The 20,806-nt window shown below is 45.7% G+C and carries 17 protein-coding genes; 14 read left to right on the top strand and 3 right to left on the bottom strand.

Annotated features, from left to right (window positions below; all coding sequences use genetic code 11):
* The first annotated feature begins 61 nt into the window (after positions 1-61).
* Together QVP40_RS09035 and QVP40_RS09040 are read left to right on the top strand one after the other, a co-directional pair.
* The gene (locus tag QVP40_RS09035; protein WP_022068131.1) at positions 62-745 is read left to right on the top strand and encodes an ABC transporter ATP-binding protein; all 684 of its coding nucleotides are present in this window, start codon (positions 62-64) and stop codon (positions 743-745) included.
* Positions 742-3,063 (top strand): ABC transporter permease, encoded by a 2,322-nt coding sequence (locus tag QVP40_RS09040; RefSeq protein ID WP_022068132.1) that lies wholly within the window; start codon positions 742-744, stop codon positions 3,061-3,063. The genes QVP40_RS09035 and QVP40_RS09040 overlap by 4 nt, the downstream gene beginning before the upstream one ends.
* Before the next feature lie 275 nt (positions 3,064-3,338).
* On the opposite strand, the gene QVP40_RS09045 is transcribed toward QVP40_RS09040, so the two are convergent.
* Positions 3,339-4,796 (bottom strand): ATP-binding protein, encoded by a 1,458-nt coding sequence (locus QVP40_RS09045; protein ID WP_022068133.1) that lies wholly within the window; start codon positions 4,794-4,796, stop codon positions 3,339-3,341.
* A gap of 225 nt (positions 4,797-5,021) precedes the next feature.
* On the opposite strand from QVP40_RS09045, the gene QVP40_RS09050 reads away from it, so the two are divergent.
* The 9 genes from QVP40_RS09050 (at position 5,022) to QVP40_RS09090 (ending at position 14,868) form a co-directional block, all read left to right on the top strand.
* Entirely contained in the window at positions 5,022-7,850 is a 2,829-nt protein-coding gene (locus QVP40_RS09050; RefSeq protein ID WP_022068134.1) for a translation factor GTPase family protein, read from the top strand.
* 32 nt (positions 7,851-7,882) lie between these two features.
* Positions 7,883-8,656, top strand: a complete 774-nt coding sequence (locus QVP40_RS09055; RefSeq protein ID WP_022068135.1) for a threonine/serine ThrE exporter family protein — start codon at positions 7,883-7,885, stop codon at positions 8,654-8,656.
* Complete coding sequence (locus QVP40_RS09060) at positions 8,653-9,114, top strand: threonine/serine exporter family protein (protein ID WP_022068136.1); 462 nt, start codon at positions 8,653-8,655, stop codon at positions 9,112-9,114. The genes QVP40_RS09055 and QVP40_RS09060 overlap by 4 nt, the downstream gene beginning before the upstream one ends.
* A gap of 370 nt (positions 9,115-9,484) precedes the next feature.
* Positions 9,485-10,501: an SPFH domain-containing protein gene (locus QVP40_RS09065; RefSeq protein ID WP_138271232.1), complete on the top strand. Its 1,017-nt coding sequence runs from the start codon at positions 9,485-9,487 to the stop codon at positions 10,499-10,501.
* A 45-nt stretch (positions 10,502-10,546) separates the two neighbouring features.
* Entirely contained in the window at positions 10,547-10,732 is a 186-nt protein-coding gene (locus QVP40_RS09070; RefSeq protein ID WP_022068138.1) for a hypothetical protein, read from the top strand.
* Positions 10,733-10,965: 233 nt separating this feature from the next.
* Positions 10,966-11,898, top strand: a complete 933-nt coding sequence (gene pfkB / locus QVP40_RS09075) for a 1-phosphofructokinase (protein ID WP_022068139.1) — start codon at positions 10,966-10,968, stop codon at positions 11,896-11,898.
* On the top strand, positions 11,895-13,808 hold the full coding sequence (locus tag QVP40_RS09080; protein WP_022068140.1) for a PTS fructose transporter subunit IIABC: 1,914 nt from the start codon (positions 11,895-11,897) through the stop codon (positions 13,806-13,808). The genes pfkB and QVP40_RS09080 overlap by 4 nt, the downstream gene beginning before the upstream one ends.
* A gap of 44 nt (positions 13,809-13,852) precedes the next feature.
* The gene (locus QVP40_RS09085; RefSeq protein WP_022068141.1) at positions 13,853-14,110 is read left to right on the top strand and encodes an HPr family phosphocarrier protein; all 258 of its coding nucleotides are present in this window, start codon (positions 13,853-13,855) and stop codon (positions 14,108-14,110) included.
* Between the two features lie 14 nt (positions 14,111-14,124).
* Positions 14,125-14,868, top strand: coding sequence for a DeoR/GlpR family DNA-binding transcription regulator (locus tag QVP40_RS09090; RefSeq protein ID WP_022068142.1), 744 nt, complete (start codon positions 14,125-14,127; stop codon positions 14,866-14,868).
* Between the two features lie 194 nt (positions 14,869-15,062).
* Here QVP40_RS09090 and QVP40_RS09095 read toward each other — a convergent pair whose 3' ends face one another.
* Positions 15,063-17,195 carry an ABC transporter permease gene (locus tag QVP40_RS09095; protein WP_022068143.1) on the bottom strand — a complete coding sequence of 711 codons (2,133 nt, stop codon included), beginning with the start codon at positions 17,193-17,195 and terminating at the stop codon, positions 15,063-15,065.
* Positions 17,195-17,941, bottom strand: coding sequence for an ABC transporter ATP-binding protein (locus tag QVP40_RS09100; protein WP_022068144.1), 747 nt, complete (start codon positions 17,939-17,941; stop codon positions 17,195-17,197). Before QVP40_RS09100 ends, QVP40_RS09095 begins: the two co-directional genes overlap by 1 nt.
* Before the next feature lie 265 nt (positions 17,942-18,206).
* On the opposite strand from QVP40_RS09100, the gene QVP40_RS09105 reads away from it, so the two are divergent.
* From QVP40_RS09105 to greA, 3 genes are all read left to right on the top strand, one after another.
* Entirely contained in the window at positions 18,207-18,923 is a 717-nt protein-coding gene (locus tag QVP40_RS09105; RefSeq protein ID WP_022068145.1) for a LytR/AlgR family response regulator transcription factor, read from the top strand.
* Entirely contained in the window at positions 18,920-20,203 is a 1,284-nt protein-coding gene (locus tag QVP40_RS09110; RefSeq protein WP_022068146.1) for a sensor histidine kinase, read from the top strand. Before QVP40_RS09105 ends, QVP40_RS09110 begins: the two co-directional genes overlap by 4 nt.
* Before the next feature lie 79 nt (positions 20,204-20,282).
* Positions 20,283-20,783, top strand: a complete 501-nt coding sequence (greA, locus tag QVP40_RS09115; protein WP_022068147.1) for a transcription elongation factor GreA — start codon at positions 20,283-20,285, stop codon at positions 20,781-20,783.
* The last annotated feature ends 23 nt before the right edge of the window (positions 20,784-20,806 follow it).

Below are 20,806 nucleotides of genomic sequence, written 5' to 3' on the forward strand. Positions count from 1 at the left end.
CAGACAAAAAAGAACATTATCTGTCTGCAGAGCAAAGTTATTGAGAAAGAGGTGTTGCATAATGAATTTATTAGAGGTCAGAAATATCTGTAAGACCTATGGCAGCGGAGAAACTTCTGTAAAGGCGCTGAAAGACGTCAGCTTTTCTGTTCCAAGGGGTGAATATGTGGCGGTTGTGGGAGAATCCGGTTCCGGAAAAAGTACCCTTTTGAATATGATCGGTGCTTTGGACATTCCTACTTCGGGAAAGGTGCTGATCGACGGCAAGGATATTTTTTCCATGAATGACCGGAAGCTGACCGTATTCCGGCGCAGGAATATCGGCTTTATCTTTCAGGCGTTTAACCTGATCCCGGAGCTGACAGTGGAACAGAACATGATTTTCCCAATGCTGTTGGATTATCAGAAGCCGGACAGAAAATATCTGGAAGAGCTTCTGACTGTACTGAATTTAAAAGATCGCCGGAATTATCTGCCAAGCCAGCTTTCCGGCGGCCAGCAGCAGAGAGTGGCCATTGGACGCGCGCTGATTACCCGTCCGGCTTTGATCCTTGCAGACGAGCCAACAGGAAATCTGGATACTCAGAACAGCAGCGAGGTGATCGCTCTGTTAAAAGAGGCGTCAAAAAAATATGAGCAGACTATTATTATGATCACCCACAATCGCAGCATCGCCCAGACCGCAGACCGGGTGCTTCAGGTGTCGGACGGAGTGCTGACTGATTTCGGGAGGTGCTGTCAATGAAAAGCTATTTAAGCCTTATTCCGATTTCTGCAAAGGTGCGCAGGAGACAGAACCGCATGACGATGCTGTGTATTATTATTTCGGTACTGCTGGTTACCGCGATTTTCAGTATGGCAGATATGGGAATCCGTATGGAAAAAAAGCGCGTGACAGAAGAGCATGGCAGCTGGCATATTATGCTGAAGGAGCCGACTGAGAAGCAGATTGATCAGATTGCACAGAGGACAGATGTTGCAGCTGTCTCTCATTATGACGCACTGAATGTTGATTTGTCTGATGACTATACGATTCAGGGAAAAACATGCGTTATTGCAGGCGGCGATCATTCGATTCTCACGGAAATCTATGATGATGTGATGGAGGGACAGTATCCTGCAAAAGAGAATGAAATTATGCTTTCCAATGGAGCGAAAGAGTTACTTTCTGTAAATATCGGAGATGTGATTACCATGCATACACCGGCCGGGGATTTTGACTATAGGATTTCCGGTTTTGGAGGAGATGTTACCATTACTACAGATGCCGATGTGGTGGGGACTTTTCTGAGCTGGGATTCCTTTCAGAGTCTGGCAAAAGCAGAAGGAAGCAGGCTTGAGCCGGTATGTTTTGTACGCTTTAATGAAAATATTAATATTCGCAGGGCGATTTCAGAGCTGCGGCAGACCTATGGATTTACTGATGAAATATTATCGGAAAATACGGCTTTGCTGGGAATAACAGGATCCAGCAGCGATTCTTATATTATGGGGAATTATCTTATAGCAGTCATCCTGTTTGTTCTGGTTCTGGCAGCAGGAGTCTTTATGATCGCGGGAAGTCTGAACAGCAGAACCGCAGAGAGAACACAGTTTTTTGGAATGCTCCGCTGTATTGGGGCGAGTAGGACCCAGGTTATGCACATAGTCAGACTGGAAGCTCTTTACTGGTGTAAAACAGCAGTTCCGGTTGGTGTGGCAGCAGGCATTGCAGGCACTTGGATACTTTGCGCGCTGCTGCGGTTTGGCGCAGGAACTGAGTTTGTACAGATTCCTCTGTTTGAAATCAGCGGTGTGGGAATCATCAGCGGAATCATTGTTGGAGTTTTGACAGTATTTTTATCTTCCATTTCTCCTGCAAGGCGGGCTGCAGGTGTTTCTCCGGTTGCGGCTGTTACCGGAAATTTTTATGAAAACGGAAGTACGTCCCGGCCGGTCAGGAAGAATTTCCTGAAAATTGAGACGGCCCTGGGGATTCATCATGCGGTATCCTCCCGAAAAAATCTGCTGCTTATGACCGGATCCTTTGCGCTTAGTATCATTATGATTTTAAGCTTTTCTGTTCTTGTACAATGGGTGAATATGGCCCTTACCCCCTTAAGAGCCTGGGCGCCGGACGTTTTTTACATTAGTTCTGATAATTCGTGCGAGATTGACAAAAGCTTTGCCGGAGAGGTGGAAAGCAGACCTTATGTAGAGAGGGCATTTGGCAGGATGTATCAAAGCCTTCCGGCAGAATATGAAGGGAAATCAGGACAGATTGATTTGATCTCATATGAAGAAGATCAGTTCCGATGGGCGGCAGAAGACCTGATCGCAGGTGATATATCGGATGTTGCTGAGGGAAACGGCGTACTGACAGTCTATGATAAAAGCAACTCTCTGAAGGTTGGAGACACCATCCGGCTGGAGCAGACAGAGCTTACAGTAGCCGGAGTTCTGGAAGACAGTCCCTTTGATACAACGGATCAGCCAATTGTTATCTGTTCGGAGAGAATGTTTACGGATATTACAGGTGAAGATGCCTATGCTGTTCTTGATGTGCAGCTTTCCTCAAAAGCCTCAGAACAGAATGTGAATGAGCTTCACGCACTGTCAGACGGACATTATGATTTTTATGACAGGATGGCGCAGAATAAGGACACGCAAAACACGTATTTTATGTTCTGTTTATTTGTTTATGGATTCCTGGCAGTGATCACACTGATTACTGTTATTCACACTGTAAACAGTATTTCCATGAGTGTATCTGCAAGAACAAAACAATACGGAGCCATGCGCGCGGTGGGAATGGATGATTTACAGATAAAGAAGATGATCAGTATGGAAACAGCTACCTACACAATATTCGGACTTTTTGCAGGCTGCGGTCTGGGTCTGCCCCTGCATTATTTTTTTTATACTCAGATGATTACAGATTATTGGGGAACCCAATGGCAGCTTCCTTCAGCATCCGTTGCAGGAATACTGGCGCTGCTTGTGATCGTTTCATTTCTTGCACCGTTTCTTCCGGCAAAGCGCATCTGTAATATGCCCATTACAGCAACGATCAATGAATTGTGATCCTTCCGGCGGCATCTCGACTATCGCCTCCTTTTGTGTTATAATTCACTATTATGTGACCACAGAAGGAGGCATTTTTTATGGGCGGACAAAAGCCTGAAAAAACAAAAAAACGTATATGCATCGGTATTCTTGCCCATGTATGAGCCGACAGACGGTAACAACCCATCAAAACTCTGTAAAAATGTTATATTACTACACCGAAAGGTGTCATTTATTAAGCTATAAGTGTGATTTATCCTGGGTGTATTTCCCGTATTTTTATTACAGAATCGCTATCGATTATAGTTCACAATCGTTTTAAGATCGTAGAGATAGACAGTATCTGAGTTTTCGGCTTCTATTTGGATTTTCTTATCAAAACCAGATTCAGAAAATAAGGCGTAATAGAATGTTGCTTTTGCTTTTTGTGGAGTTAATTTTGCTAAGGTGTCGAGATATTCAGAGTAATTAAATGGGCTGTGTTTGAATTTACATTCTCCCACTAAATATTCTTTTGCATCCCTTCCGATGCCCAGTAAGTCGATCTCTGTTTCTGCTATTCTCAATCCGCTTTCCATATTTTTATCACGAACAGTCGTTTTCCCTGTCCAACGCCCCATTTTGATATAACGAAATGGCAAGGCGTTTTTCCTTTGCAGTTCACGCACAAATTCTTTGCAAACATCTTCAAACGATAAGGAAGCAAACTCGTGTAATGCGGGCTCTACGAGATATTCATAAACACCGTCCACATCCCCATCTTCAAGCTGTGACAGATTCGCAAAACCAAAAGCATACCAGAAACGGAAAAAACTATCAGTTAAACGGTAAGTTCCCCGATTTGTATTTGCCTTTTCTTTCGTCCCGGTATCAACAGAAAATTCGCGCTCAACAATGCCAAGTTCTATCAGGTTTTTTAGATAGACGCTTGTTTTTGAAGTGTCTTCCACAAGGGATTTTTGGCTAATGTCGTTCAACTTTGTGCTGCCCAGAGCAACTGCTTCAATAATGGAATTGTAGATGGGAGTTTCTCTGAGTTCCTGATGGAGCAAAAAGTCTGTTTCGCTATAAAGTACCGAGCCTTTGGTAAGAATATTGCGTTTGATGTTTTCAGCAAGGTCAAGGTCCGGGTTGAACTGGTTGAGATAGTGCGGAATACCGCCAAGTATGGCATAAGCGAGTATTTTATCTTTTTCTGAGTAATTTGGGAAAAAACGGGCAGCATCGTAAAAGCCCATTTTATTCATTTTGTAAATACCGGTTGCTCTGCCATACAGCGGATTTTTTTCTGCAAGCAATTCTTTTTCAATAAAACTCATTGCACTGCCACAGAGAATGATCATCACATTACTGTCTTTTAGAACTGTATCCCAGAGGTTTTGCAGAATAGAGGGGATACTCGGATTCCCTTTGCACATATATGGAAACTCGTCGATTACAATCAGCTTTTTCTTTTCTCCATATGGCAGATCGAGGATCGAGCGAAACGCTTTCTCCCAATCAGTAAATTCAGATATATATTGTTTGGCTGGAATATCCTCTCGCAAAATTTGCTTTGAAAATTTTGCAAGCTGCACTCGGTCCGTACTTTGTGTACAGGAGTAGAAAATATGCGGCTTATGTTTGCAAAATTCTTTGAGAGTTTCCGTTTTGCCTACACGCCTTCTGCCGTATAAAACAATCAGATGCCCTTTTTTTTCGTCGTATTTATCTTGCAGGAATTTTAGTTCTTTTTCTCTGCCGATGAACATAAAACTACCTCCTAAAAAATATCTAATCGTGATTTACTAAATCGTGATTAGATACTATTATATGCATAAAAGAAGAAAAAAACAAGGGGGTGCATGAAGAATAAGGAACAGGATTACGCCAAAAGCAGGAATGTGCTTGGCGTGATCCTTCCGGCGGCATCTCGACTATCGCCTCCTTTTGTGCTATAATTCACTATTATGTGACCACAGAAGGAGGCATTTTTTATGGGCGGACAAAAGCCTGAAAAAACAAAAAAACGTATATGCATCGGTATTCTTGCCCATGTAGATGCCGGAAAAACGACCTTATCCGAAGGGCTTCTTTATCTTTGCGGAGAAATACGAAAGCTGGGAAGAGTGGATCATGGAGATGCCTTTCTGGATACTTATGAGCTGGAGAGGGAACGGGGAATTACTATATTTTCCAAGCAGGCGCGGCTGAAAACAGAAGAGATGGAGATCACGCTTCTGGATACTCCGGGCCATGTGGATTTTTCTGCGGAAATGGAGCGTACCCTTCAGGTGCTTGACTATGCGATACTGGTAATAAACGGCATGGACGGCGTACAGAGCCATACCATGACTTTGTGGCGGCTTCTGGAAAGATATGAGATTCCGGTGTTTCTTTTTGTAAATAAAATGGATCAGCAGGGAACAGATCATGATGCTCTTCTCAGGGACCTCAGAAAACGTCTCAACGAAAACTGCATGGATTTTGCCTGTCTGACAGAGGATAACAGTGAAAGAACTGTCGGTGACGATAAAACAGAGAGTATGAAATCCGGAACAGGCACATCAGAAGACCTGGAAGACCTTATGGAAAATCTTGCCATGTGTGAGGAAGAGCTTCTGGAAACCTATCTGGAAACAGGAGAGGTTGCTCACAGAGAAATCTGCCGTCTGATCGTGCAACGGAAGGTATTCCCCTGCTGGTTTGGTTCTGCTCTTAAAATGCAGGGAGTTCAGGAATTTCTTCAGGGACTGGAAAGCTATACTATGGAGCGGGCTTATTCCCGGGAATTTGGGGCAAGAGTATTTAAGATCGCCAGAGATCCTCAGGGAGTGCGGCTTACCTATCTGAAGATCACAGGAGGAAATCTGAAGGTCAAAACGATTTTGGATGAGGAAAAGATCGATCAGATCCGTATTTATTCCGGTTCTAAATATGAACTGGTCCAGGAGGTTTCGGCAGGAGATATCTGTACAGTGACCGGACTTACAAAAACTCATCCGGGTCAGGGGCTTGGCACAGAGCAGGAGTCGGTTCTTCCTGTTCTGGAGCCTGTTCTCAATTATCAGATCATACTTCCTGAGGGATGTGATGTTCATGAGATGCTGAAAAAACTGAAACAGCTGGAGGAGGAAGAGCCGCAGCTTCATATAGTGTGGGACAGTGTTCTGGGAGAAATCCATGCCCAGTTAATGGGAGAGGTTCAGATCGAAATCCTGAAAAGTATGATCTGGGAACGCTTTCATGTGGCAGTGGAATTTGGCGCAGGAAGTATTGTATACAAAGAGACCATTGCAGAGCCTGTGATCGGTGTGGGACATTTTGAGCCTCTGCGCCATTATGCGGAAGTACAGCTGCTTATTGAACCGGGAGAGCCGGGAAGCGGCTGTCAGTTTTTTACTGCCTGCAGTGAGGATGTTCTTGCCCGTAACTGGCAGAGACTGATCCTTACCCATCTGGAGGAAAAGGAGCATCTGGGAGTTCTGACAGGCTCTGCCCTGACAGATGTGCAGATCACTCTTCTGACCGGACGGGCTCATGCGAAGCATACAGAAGGCGGAGATTTCCGTCAGGCAACCTACCGGGCAGTGCGTCAGGGACTGAAAAAGGCCAAAAGTATTCTTCTGGAGCCTTACTATGAATTTCGGCTGGAGGTTCCCGCAGAGATGATCGGCAGGGCAATGTCCGATGTTCAGAAAATGCAGGGGAAATTCAATCCGCCGGAAACAGACGGTGATATGGCTGTTCTTACAGGTATGGCAGCAGTTTCATCCATGAGGGATTATCAGAAAGAGGTCATTTCCTACACAGGAGGAAGAGGAAGGCTTTTCTGCAATCTGAAGGGATATGCGCCCTGCAGAAATCAGGAGGAGCTGGTAATGGCTTCCGGCTATGAGTCCGAGCGTGACCTGGAAAATCCTACCGGTTCGGTGTTCTGCGCCCACGGGGCAGGCTTTGTGGTTCCCTGGGATCAGGTGGAGAATTATAAGCATCTGGACTGCGGCGCGGATGCAGAGGAGCTGGCACAGGATACAGAAAACTGGTATGAGATTCCGGAACAGGAGACATCAACGGAGAGTTTTACCGGGATGCCCGCAGGCGGTCAGAACAGGACAGGCAGCGGAAAAGGGCGAAAAGGCCAGAAGGGCTTTTCCTACAGCGGAAGCTATGAGGAGGAGCAGGAGCTTCAGGCGATTTTTGAGAGAACCTTCGGGGCCGTAAAAAAGGAACGGTTTACTCCATCCAGAACAGTGGGAAGAACTTCTGAGAGTACGGTCCGCTATCGGGCAGGAAAGCCCCGCAGGGAAGAATATCTTCTTGTGGACGGATACAATATTATTTTTGCCTGGGAGGAACTTCGGGAGCTTGCAAAGGAAAATATTCATGCTGCCTGCGATAAGCTGATGGATATTCTCAGCAATTATCAGGGCTACCGGAAATGTACTCTGATCCTTGTGTTTGACGCCTATAAGGTGGAGGGCCATGCAGAGGAAGTGATTCCCTATCACAATATTTTTGTGGTATATACAAAAGAGGCGGAAACTGCGGATCAGTATATTGAAAAAACAGTTCACAGAATCGGCCGTCAGTATCAGGTGACAGTGGCAACCTCTGACGGGCTGGAGCAGGTGATCATTATGGGACAGGGCGCTCACCGGATTTCTGCCATGGGATTAAAAAAAGAGATCGAGGATGCGGAAAAGGCTGGAAAACAGGAATGGAAAGCCCGACGCCAGAGCAGCAAAACTTATCTGTTTGATCAGGTATCCGAGGAGCTTTCCGCTCGTCTGGAAAAGGTACGGATGGGACAGGAAGAGCTGTAAAATAAGACAGATGAAGGTTGGGAAACAGGCATATGGAAAACAACAGTATGGAACAGACAAACACGGAAAACCGCCTGCTTCAGCTTCTTCTGGAAACAGGAGAGCGGCTTATGGCCTCCGGAGCGGAGGTAAAAAGAGTAGAAGATACGCTGGAACGTATTGGAGTGGCATACGGAGCCGAGAGGATGAATGTATTTGTGATTACATCCAGTATTGTAATCACTCTGGAAAGAAGCGACGGAACTCTTTTGACTCACACAAGACGGATCACAAAATCAGGCACAGACTTCCTGGCACTGGAACGTATTAATGCACTGAGCAGAGAATGCTGCAGGGAGCCGCTGCCTCTGGATTTGTTTGAGCAGCGTTTACGGGAATGCGTTCCTCCTAAAAAACAGTGGCAGATGTATCTGGGAAGTGTTCTTGCTGCGGGAAGCTTTGCTGTGTTTTTTGCAGGAAGCTTTGCAGACGGGCTGGCAGCAGCCGTTTTTGCAGTCATCATCTGTCTTTTTCAGGAAAAAGGCGCACAGCTTCTGGCGAATAATGTAATGTTTAACCTGGTGTGTTCCTTTTTTACAGGTACATTGATCTGCCTGACGGTAAAGTTTCTGCCGTTTTTTCACGCAGATAAGATTATGATCGGGGATATTATGCTGCTGATACCCGGAATTGCTATCACAAATTCAATCCGCGATATGCTGATGGGAGATACGATTGCAGGAATTATGCGGCTGATTGAAAGTATTTTGTGGGCCGGAGCCCTTGCCAGTGGCTTTATGGCTTCTATATGGATGGTGGGAATATGAAAGAAGTGATTTTGCAGCTTGCTATGGCGTTTATGGGATCTCTGGGATTTTCCATGATCTTCCGGCTTCGAAGAAGCCTCTGGATGGCCGGTTCTCTTGGCGGAGCCCTGTGCTGGGGATGTTATCTTCTGATGTTTGATGTGACACAGCATATTTTTGCTTCAGGCCTTGTGGCATCTGCTTTTGCGGCAGTTTACGCAGAGATATTTGCGCGGAAAAAAATGGCGCCAACGCTTTTGTTTGTAATACCTTCAGTGGTGCCTCTGATTCCGGGAAGCTCTCTGTATTATACAATGAGCGCTGCTGTCAGCGGAAATACCAGAGAGATTTCTGAATACGGAAGTCTGACGCTTCAGTACGCTCTTTCCATTGCGGCGGGAATCAGCATTGTCTGGACGTTCTGTTCTATCTGGAGACGGTATCAGACAATGAACTATATAAAAAAACATTCTGATTAGGAGCTTCGGCTCCTTTTTTTTATTTATTAGGAAATTAGTACATTTTGTACTAGTTTCTGAATAAACAAAAAACGCTCCACGAGGATGCGACCAGATGCATGCGGAATATGACTGCCCATGGCAGTCTGCATCTGGCGCGCAAAGCGGAACAAGTCCCTCAAGGATTGAGAAATTTAGGAAGTTCGAAGCGGATCTTTTCTCTTTTGTTCTTTGAAAATTATCAGAAAAATATTGACTTTTTACAGGAAAAGATATATTATGATGATATCAAAAAGATATCAAATTAATTCTGTTTCCGAAAAGAGGGAACGGAGAGGAAACGTAAATACAGGAGGGCCTGTATTTGCGAAAAGCAGGGAGGAAAGAGATTATGGCAGAAGTAAAATTTACGGAAGAAAAGAAGCTTAAGGCTGCGCCGGGATTTCCCATGGCAGTTGTGTCACTGCTGGTGACCCTGGCGGGAATTCCCATGTATGTTCTGGGCGCTACCTGGTTTGGGGCAGATAAGCCGGCTGGCGGAGTGGTTCTTGCAGTTTGTATTGTGCTGGGCGTACTTTTGAATGTTGGCGGAATTATTATGTTCTGTGGACTGAAGGTAATCCATCCAAATGAGGCTTTTGTGCTGACTTTGTTCGGAAGCTACTATGGAACACTTTATAACGAGGGATTTTACTGGATCAATCCTTTCTGTGAAACAGTAGGCCCGGCAGCGCAGACTATTGATAATGAGGAAAAGCAGAGTAATGCAAAATCCGGTTCCATTAACATTAATTTAAGCGGCGGAGGCGGGAAGGCAGCCACTAAGGCAGTTTCTCTTAAAACCATGACTCTGGACAATAAACGCCAGAAGGTCAATGATGAGCTGGGCAATCCGGTAGAGATCGGGACCATTGTGATCTGGAAGGTTGCAAATGCAACCAAGGCAGTTCTGAATGTAGAGCAGTATGCAGAATTTCTTTCTATCCAGTGTGATGCAGTTACCAGAAATGCTGCAAGAAATTATCCTTATGACAATGGCGACTGCGGCGAAAAGACTCTTCGGGGAAGCTGTCAGGAAATTGCGGATATCATGCAGGCAGAGCTTCAGTCCAAGGTTGAGGAAGCCGGACTTGAGATTCTGGACGTAAGGATCACCCATCTAGCATATGCTCCGGAAATCGCTGCTGCAATGCTTCAGAGACAGCAGGCTGCTGCAATCATAGATGCCCGTCAGAAAATCGTGGAAGGAGCTGTAGGCATGGTGGAGATGGCTCTGAACCAGCTCAGCGAAAACAATGTGGTGGAGCTTGATGAGGAACGCAAGGCGGCTATGGTGAGCAATCTTCTTGTAGTACTTTGCGGAAATAAAGATGCGCAGCCTATTGTCAACAGCGGCTCAATCTATTAATATAGAAATAATATAGAAAGCAAATAAGTAAAGGAGGCGGAAGCCATGCCGGCTGCATCAAAAGAAAAAACAAAAAAGCAGATACCACTGAGGGTTTCCGCCTCTCTTTATAATGAACTGGCTCAGTGGGCGGAGGACGACTTCCGTTCCATTAACGGTCAGATTGAATTTCTGCTGACAGAGTGCGTAAAGCACCGTAAGAAAAAAAACAGAGACATTCCGGAGAAATGAAATACCGGACAAAATAACAGGATACCTTCTTGCAGACAGGGAAAACCCCGGAAACTGTCAGAGGGTATTTTTTTGTGCAAATTCAACCAAAAATAATCCTGAATTCTGTGAATTAGTTTGATTGACTTTGAGCGATTATAACTGTATACTATGAAATATAAAGAGAAATAACTGAAATAACTTCAAACTCAGTCATACATTAAATGAAAATTATTGTAAGGAGAGGTGAAAAAATGATCTGTACAGTTACTTTTAATCCGTCTCTGGATTACATTGTAGATGTGGAAGATTTTAAGCTGGGGCTTACCAACAGGACAAGCTCAGAGTTGATTCTTCCCGGGGGAAAGGGAATCAATGTGTCCATAGTTCTCAGGAATCTTGGAATCTGCAACAGAGCTTTGGGATTTACCGCAGGCTTTACCGGAGATGAGATTATCCGCAGACTTCAGAAAATGGGAGTGGAATCGGATTTTATCAGGATTGAAAGGGGAATTTCCCGAATTAACCTGAAGCTGAAATCCATAGACGGAACAGAGATCAACGGAGCAGGACCGGATATCAGCCCGGAGAGAGTGGAGGAGCTGATGGAAAAACTTGACAGCCTGAAGGAAGGAGATGTTCTGTTTCTCGCAGGAAGTATACCGGCTTCCATGCCTGATGACATGTATGAGCGGATTATGAAAAGGCTGGAGGGAAGAGGCGTGATGACTGTGGTGGATGCCACAAAAGATCTTCTGGTAAAGGTTCTGAAATATCATCCTTTTCTTGTAAAGCCCAATAACCATGAGCTTGGTGAGATCTTTGGCGTGGAGTTAAAGACGAGAGAGGACGTTGTTCCATATGGAAAGAAACTGCAGGAGATGGGAGCGGAAAATGTTCTGATCTCCATGGCAGGGGAGGGAGCAGTTCTCATCGCTGCAAACGGACAGGTTTATAAGAAACCGGTTCCCACAGGTACGCTTGTAAACGGCGTTGGCGCAGGAGATTCCATGGTGGCAGGCTTTATGGCAGGCTGGATGGAAAAAAGAGATTACCGCCATGCTTTTTACATGGGAATCGCAGCAGGCAGCGCCAGTGCCTTTTCAGAAAATCTGGCCACAGGCAAAGAGGTAGAAGCGGTTTACCGTCAGGTAGCCGGACAAAAACAGGAGGGGGAAAACATATGAGGATCACAGATCTGCTTGACAGAAGAAGCGTATCGCTGAGTGCAGCACCAAAGAGTAAATCAGAGGCTCTTGATATGGCTGTAGACCTTATGGTAAAGAGTGAAAAAATCAGCGACAGGGAAGCCTACCGGAAACAGGTATATGCAAGAGAACAGGAAAGTACAACAGGAATCGGAGAAGGAATTGCCATTCCACATGGTAAATGTGACGCAGTACAGAAGCCCGGTCTTGCTGCAATGGTAGTAAAGAACGGAGTGGAGTTTGAAGCCCTTGATGACGAGCCTGTGACTCTTCTGTTCCTGATCGCAGCTCCAAACACAGAAGATAATATCCATCTGGATGTGCTCAGTAAACTTTCTGTTATGCTGATGGATGAGGAATTTACCGCCTCTCTGAGAAACGCACAGTCTGTAGATGAGTTTATGGAAATTATTGACAAAGCTGACGATGAGAAAAAAGATATTGATGAGAGACTGGCTGATACGGGAAGCGCAGATGAGGGACAGGTAAAAATCCTGGCAGTTACCTCCTGTCCTACCGGAATTGCCCACACCTATATGGCGGCAGAAGGAATTGAAAAAGCGGCAAAGGCCAGAAACTGTTTTATCAAGGTGGAGACAAGAGGCTCCGGCGGAGCCAAAAACGTTCTTACAGATCAGGAGATCCAGGAGGCTGACTGCATTATCGTGGCGGCGGATGCACAGGTTCCCATGGAACGTTTTGATGGAAAGAAGCTGATCGAATGTCAGGTTTCTGACGGAATCAGCAAGGCGGATGCCCTGGTGGAAAGAGCCATTGCAGGGGATGCTCCTGTATATCACGCAGCAGCGGGAGCATCGAATTCTTCGGCGGCAGCAAAGGCAGGCGGAGGCGCCGGCCACAAAATATATACGCAGCTCATGAACGGCGTTTCCCATATGCTTCCTTTAGTAGTGGGCGGCGGCATTCTGATTGCCCTTGCTTTTTTGATTGACGGTCTCAGTGTGGATCTGAATTCTCTCCCTGCGGACCAGAGAGCAAACTTCGGTACCATTACTCCGGTGGCCGCTGTTCTCAAGAACATCGGCGGAACAGCGTTTGGCTTTATGCTTCCGATACTGGCAGGCTTTATTGCCATGGCCATCGGCGACAGACCGGCTCTTGCAGTAGGTCTTGTAGGCGGAATGATCGCAGCAAACGGAAAATCCGGTTTTCTGGGAGCTCTTTTTGCAGGCTTTCTTGCAGGCTATCTGATCCTCGGGCTTCGCAAAATCTGCGATAAGCTACCGGAAGCCCTGGAAAAGATCGCCCCTGTTCTGATCTATCCGGTTGTGGGAATTCTCGTAATGGGACTTTGTATGACTTTTGTTGTGGAACCCTTAATGGGCGGATTGAACACCGGATTAAATAATGCCTTGACAGGCATGGGAAATACAAGTAAAGTAATTTTAGGACTTATTCTTGGCGGTATGATGGCTATTGATATGGGCGGTCCTTTTAACAAGGCAGCTTATGTGTTTGGCACAGCGTCCATTGCAGCAGGCAATTATGATATTATGGCAGCTGTTATGATCGGAGGAATGACACCTCCATGTGCCATTGCCCTGGCAAGCCTGCTTTTCAAAAACAAATTTACTAAAGAAGAGAGAGAGGCGGCGCCTACTAACTTTATTATGGGTCTGGCATTTATCACAGAGGGAGCGATTCCTTTTGCGGCATCTGATCCTCTCCATGTACTTCCGTCCTGTATCATCGGTTCAGCAGTGGCAGGCGCTGTTTCCATGATGTTTGACTGTACACTGATGGCTCCTCACGGAGGAATTTTCGTATTCCCGGTTGTGGGAAACACAATGGCATATGTGGCTGCTCTTGTGGCAGGTACGTTGATCTCAGCCGTCCTTCTGGGAGTGTTAAAAAAGAAAACAGCATAAAAAATAAAACAGCATAAAAAATAAATAAACTGGAGGATAAAACCATGAAAGAATTCAAGTATGTAGTAACTGACAATGAGGGAATCCACGCACGTCCGGCAGGCGAGCTTGTAAAGCTTGTGAAGCAGTTTGAGTCTGTGGTCACCATTGAAAAAGAAGGCAAGAAAGCAGACTGCAGAAAACTTCTGGCTCTGATGGGACTTGGCGTAAAAAAAGGTCATGAAGTAACCTTTACTTTCGAGGGTGCGGATGAGGATGCTGCCTGCGAGGCAGTAAGCAAATTCATGCAGGAGAAGCTGTAATCAGGAGAGAAACCATGCTGACAGAGCAAAGATATGAGATCATCCTGGAACTTCTGGAAACAAGGAAAAGTGTCACAGTCACGGAGCTGAAGGAGATTCTGGACACATCGGAGTCCACTGTCAGAAGAGATATTACGGCTCTTGACAAAATGGGACGTCTGACAAAGGTTTTTGGCGGAGCAGTTTCTCTGGAAAATGCAGTATCTGCCTATGAGCCTACTGTTGCTCAGAAATCAGATCTTAATATCGAAGAAAAAAAGAAAATTGCCAGATACGCCGCAGGCCTGATCGAACCCACGGATTTTGTATTTCTGGATGCGGGAACCACCACAGGTTATATGCTGGATTATCTGGAGAATACCCGGGCAGCCTTTGTGACAAATGGTGTATCACATGCAAGAATGCTGGCTCAGAGAGGCGTTCATGTTACGCTTATAGGCGGTGAACTGAAAGGCTCCACAGAGGCAGTGATCGGAAGCTTTGCTTTACAGATGCTTCAGATGTATCATTTTACAAGAGGATTTTTCGGGACAAACGGAGTGACGAAGCATGAGGGCTTTACAACACCGGATACCAGCGAGGCTCTGGTAAAAAGGAAAGCCATGGAGCAGTGCAGAAAAGCCTATGTACTCAGTGATGCTTCAAAATTCGGTCAGATCAGTTCTGTGACCTTTCGGGATTTTAAGGAAGCGGAAGTGATTACGGATCGTTGTCCGAAGGAGTTTGAAGGAAATAAAAATATTGTGGTTGTGCGGTGACAGGCACAGATGGCCGGAGCGGTTCATTCATTGTGGATGAATCCGCTCCGGCTTTTTGGTACTGTTTATGAACTTCCCGGGAACTGTGATGGAAGACAGGACAGATTAGTCTGCAATCAGGTATTAATTATGAATAAAACTGTAGGTGGGGCTGCTGTGGACGGAGCGTATCGGATCATTTACTGTCCTGAAGATCAGATACCCAGCTGTTTTCTCAGACTGCGCAGCGTGCGGCGGAAAACGGCGTAAATGATAAGGGCGATCACGGCAGCTACTTCCAGGCACATGGCAAAACCGAGAATTTCGGATTTTGTCAGAAGTCCGTCATTGGCAAGCAAAATCATAAAATAAAGCAGGATCATCAGCGACATTCCGCTGATGGCAGGAATTTTGAATACCGGACCAGCCTGCCTCTGAAGCTCTCTGCCAAGAAAGGAGGGAGAAGCGCCAAGACGCATCAGATCTGAAAACACATAGGCATTGTTCAGGGCAATGGTCTGACAGCGGGTATAGGCAATGACCAGGGCTGCGGTAATGCAGATAATGGCAATGAACAAAAAGGTCATCATAAATACTCCAAAGGTTTTCAGCTGATCCTGAGCATCCATAATACGGAACTGAGGAATATAATTCCAGTACATCCGGAAGTCAGAACTGTTGATGTTGGTACGGTCCACCTGCCGCTCCTCCGGACTGACAGTATAGGAGGAACCGTAGTAATTATTTGTATAGCCTTCTGTCATAACATACTGAACCGGATCATAATAGCTGTTGCTGAAGTGCTGGTCATCATAGGAATTTACAATTTTCACAAAGAGCTCCTGTGCAAAGGCGTAACTGTCTTTTCCTTCTGAATTAAACCAGATCATGGAACCGGTCCATTCAGGAGCAAGTCCCTGAGAGATTTTTTCGTAGTCGCTGTCATCCAGAACAGCAGTGCCGTGAGATGCCATATCTTCAAAATGTACAAAGCCTTTACAGGTAACCGGAAGCTCTTCTCTTGTAGTCATGTTTGTAAAAAGTGTTGCATTTTCCACTGTATCGTAAGCGGTTTCTTCTTCATTTGTAACTGCGTAGAAGAAGCCGGGATCCAGTGAAATGTTCTGTCCGGTGATCTGATTATAGGTGGACTCTGACAGGGCATGACATTCATCGGCAATGTCAAAATGCTGATAGGAAAGGGTGTTGTCCGGGTTCAGAATCTGCATGTTATTATCACAGGCAAGGGCAAGATAGGAACACTGTACCCAGTCTTTGATCTGAAAATCATGTTTTTCTGCCAGAGAATAAATCTCTTCTTCAGAAGGGAGAGACTGGTCGGAGGGCCAGAACCAGGAATAGTCATAGGCGCGGCTTTCGGAGCCCATGGAAAGTCCGGTATGAAGCATCGGCAGATAAAAAATCCCGAAGCAGCCGCCTGCAACCAGCACAGTAGTAACAAGGAGACTGTTTACCGTCTGTTTTCCCTGGAATTTCATCATACTTCTGGCAATGATGTTTTTCCAGGGATTTTTGCGTCTGGAGGTCCAGCCGTTGACAACTGTGTGAAGCATGACCATGTAAAGACCTGCAAAAGCAGGAGCGTACAAAAGGTTGAGAAAAGGGGAGGGATATCTGTGAAACACATTCATGTATACAGTTGGGCCTTCGTATCCTGCAACTGCGCCTGCCAGAATCAGGACAATACCCACAGGGCCGCACCAGCGTCCAAGCTCTTTTACAGGCTCGTTCTGATGCTCTTCCTGGATCACGTCCAGAATATTGGTGCGTTTCATATAAAGAAAAGCAAGAACGCATGCGCAGATCACAACCAGGGCTGTGAAGCCTGCAGATACCCAGAGACACCGGAAATCCACGTTCAGAACCATTTCTTCTGAATTTACAATAAAAATCCGGAAGGCAGTCCACAGAAGAAACAGGAAGGGAAAACCTGCCAGAGTTCCCAGAACAGCAGAGCTGCCGCTTAAAAGCAGCACCTCACGGAAAAGACCGGGCGCCAGTGTTTTTCTGGAAGCTCCGAGAGCCATAAGGATGCCAAGCTGCCGTGATTTTTTGCGGAAAAAAAGGCTGGCAGCATAAATCGTAAATATAACGCAGCCGAACAGGGCCAGAACGAAGATGGCGTATAACTGTTTCCGGCTGTCGCCTCCCGGAGGAAAAATATCCTGTACAGTGGGAGAAAACATCAGTCCCGAATAAGCTGTCATCAGCATAAGAGAAATAAAATTGCAGAACAGGTAAAGAGCTGCCTGCTTCTGGTTGGTACGGCGAAGGCGGCTTTCCAGTTCCGCCATAGTTTTGATCGATCTTCTTTTTCTGTTATCCATTACATATCACCACTCATTTCTTTGATCGCATTTAACAGTGTGTCATGAAAAGCACTTCTTGTCTGAATATTTTTTTCAAGCTGACGGTAGATATTTCCGTCCTTCAGCAGGATCACCCGGTCACAGAAGGAAGCGGAAAAGCTGTCGTGTGTCACCATAAAAATGGTAGCGTCCAGATTCTGTCTTGCATTTTCAAAAGATTCAATAACGATCCTGCTTGATTTGCTGTCCAGATTTCCCGTAGGTTCGTCAGCAAGGAGCATCAGAGGATGGTTGATCAGACTTCTTGCAACTGCGGTTCTCTGACGTTCTCCGCCGGAAATCTCTGCCGGATATTTGTTTCGGATATGGCTGATACCAAAAAGCTCCATAAGCTGATCTGCGTAGCGCTCCCCTTCTTTGTCCACATTCTGTCGGATGATTCTGGGAACAAGAATGTTTTCACGGACAGAAAGGCCGTCAAGAAGCATAAAGTCCTGAAAAACAAAACCAAGCTTTTCGTTGCGGACAGAGGCAAGCTGTTCAGGTGTCAGGGAGCTTAATTCCTGCCCGCCCAGGGTGATCCTGCCTTTTTCAAAGGGGATATAGCAGGAAATACAGTTAAGAAGCGTACTTTTTCCGGAACCGGAGGGTCCCATTACAGCTACAAATTCCCCTTTGGCAACAGAAAAGCTGATTCCTTTCAGCACTGTATAGGTACGATTGCCGGTAGTATAGGATTTTTCCAGATTTTTTACAGATAACATAAAATTCCTCCTCGTCTTATGTTAAAAATTTACAGATGTTCTGCTGTTGTGATTTTACCATATCACAGAAAAAAACAGCCGGAATCCAGGCTGTAAAGTTTGGCATTTTTCAGGTAAAGTTTTGCAGGTCTCTGCGAAAAATGTAAAGAATAGAAGGATTTTTGTAAAGTTTGGCATGCGCCGGAAGCTGTGGTTGTGGTATGATAAAAGAAATCTGAAGCGAGGAGCATCAGTAAAGGATATAAAAGCAGCAGGAGGAGATATTATGCTGAGAATCGCTTTGTGCGACGATGAACAGGAGGCCAGGGATCAGCTGCGGTTTCAGCTTGAAAAATCCATATATGAAACGGATGAGGAAATTGTATATGAATTCAGTTCAGGAGAAACTGCGGTCCGTTGGCTGAAAAAACATCCGGGAGAGATCGATCTTCTTTTTCTGGATGTGGAAATGAAAGAAATGACAGGCATGGAGGCTGCGGAAAGGATACGGGAGTTTGACAGAAATATCCTTCTTGTATTTGTGACAGGATATTCTGAGTACGTATTTGACGGATATCGCACAGGGGCGCTGGATTATGTGATGAAACCTGCCGGAGAAGAACGGATCAGGCAGATTCTTGCCAGGGCCAGAGAAACTTTTTATTCCAGACGGGAAAAAGATTTTGTGTTTCAGAATCAGGAGGGAACCTTTCGGATGGCTCTGGACCGGATCCTGTATTTTTACAGCGACAGAAGACAGGTGTATCTGGTAACGGAAAACAGAGAATACGCTTTTTACGGAAAGCTTTCTGAGGTACAGTCTCAGGTGGATGCACGGTTTGTGAGGATTCACCAAAGATATCTGGTAAACGGAGATCATGTGGAGTATATTGGTCATGATGAAATCCTTACAGGCGGAAAAAATCTTCCGGTAAGCCGGGGGATGAAGGAAGAGGCGCTGAAAAGACTTGCGGAGCTTATGCTGAAGGGGGCAGGCCTATGAGAAAAAATGCGGAGCTTTTGTTTTTGACTATTGCCTGGCTTTCGGTTATGGGAATCTGTCTGTTTATGGCAGTGGGACGCCTGCTGAAGGTGAAAAACAGTAAATTCCTCAGAATGATTCTTGTGACTGCCTGCGGATTTTTAGGCGGTATGGTGATCTATCTGGCAGACTGGGGAAATATTGTTCCCACGTTTGTATTTTTTATTGCAGCTATTATGATCTGCTGTGAGGGAAGTATCATAAAAAGGCTGACCGTGGGGCTGATGACCGCCAGTACGGTATTTTCATTTAATGCGCTGGTAGATAACTGGTCGTGGCATTATCAGGTGTATCAGATTGTGGTAAAGATACTTTTTTGCGCAGGATTGTGGCTTCTGATCTGGAGGTTCGGGCCGGACAGAGATTTTGAATTGTCATCTTCCATGTGGAGGCTTCTTTTTATACTGACCCTTCCTCCTATGGGAATTGTATTCAGTCTGGTGCTGTTAAGCGATTATGATACTGCAGGGATCTCTGTCCAGTATCTGTTTCTCCTGCTTTTGTCCCTTTCGGCTTTTGCAGGGCTTTTATGGACCATGGTGGTTCTGGCCCGGCAGCAGAAACTGGAAGAGGAGGCTCTTCTGGCAGAGCAGAACAGACGGTACTATGAAGCTATGGAAAATCAGCATTTTGAGATCAGGCGTTTAAAGCATGATATGACAAATCACCTTCAGACAGCGCTGGCTCTTCCGGACGACCAGAGAGAGGGATATCTCAGGGAGCTTCTGGAACAGACAGGGGCTTCCCGCACTCTGAAATACTGTGGAGATACCACTGTGAATATTATTCTCAGCGCCAAGGCTGCTCTGATGGAACAGAATCATATTGACTTTCATGTTTCCGCAGATATTTCGGAACCTTTGCCCATGGAAAAAACAGATATCAGCGCTGTTTTTGGAAATGCCCTGGACAATGCGCTGGAGGCAGTAAAAAAACTTCCTGAAAACCAGCGGAGAGTTTCCCTGGAAGTAAGGCAGGGAAAGGGGATTCTGGCAGTAAGTGTGCGAAATCCGGGCAGACTTCCCTGTGCAGAAAAAACGGAAGAGAAGTATTGCCGTAAGAAAAATACGGGAATTTTATCTTCCCTGCCCTCTACCACGAAAAATGACACAAAAAATCACGGGCTGGGTCTTCCGAGCATTCAGGCTGCGCTGAAAAAGTATGACGGAATGCTGGAGCTGAGGCAGGAGGGAGAAGAGGTATGTCTTCTGATCTGCTGTTATATCAGCAAGTCCGCGTAAGGGTTATTGAGTTTCCGTTCATTATCCTGTATACTTTATAGTCATACGATACTTATAATGAAGCGGGGAGAGTGAGCACATGCGTGAAAAACTGACAGAGCGTGACGTACAGAAAATCCAGCAGGAGATCGAGCACCGGAAGCTGGTGGTGCGTAAAGAGGCCATTGAAGCGGTAAAGGAAGCCAGAGCCCAGGGGGATCTCAGTGAAAATTTTGAATACTATGCGGCAAAGCGACACAAAAACCAGAATGAAAGCCGCATCCGGTACCTGGAGAGAATGCTGAAAACAGCGGATATTGTTACAGATACTTCCCGAGAAGACGAAGTCGGCATGGATGACATTGTGGAAGTAGAATTTGAAGAAGACGGAGAAATTGAGAAGTATAAGCTTGTAACCTCTATCAGAGGAAATTCCATGGAGAACAGAGTGAGCATCGAGTCACCTGTCGGACGGGCTCTGAAAGGCCATAAGGTTGGGGACCGGGTTCAGGTGAAGGTGAATGAAACCATGAGTTACTATCTGAAAATCCGTTCTATTGACAAAACGGGCGATGAGGGAGAAGACATCAGAAGCTTCTGAGAATTTTACATAAATTTAACATT

The organism is Blautia sp. CAG:257, from assembly GCF_000433815.1.
Taxonomy (GTDB): domain Bacteria; phylum Bacillota; class Clostridia; order Lachnospirales; family Lachnospiraceae; genus Blautia_A; species Blautia_A caecimuris.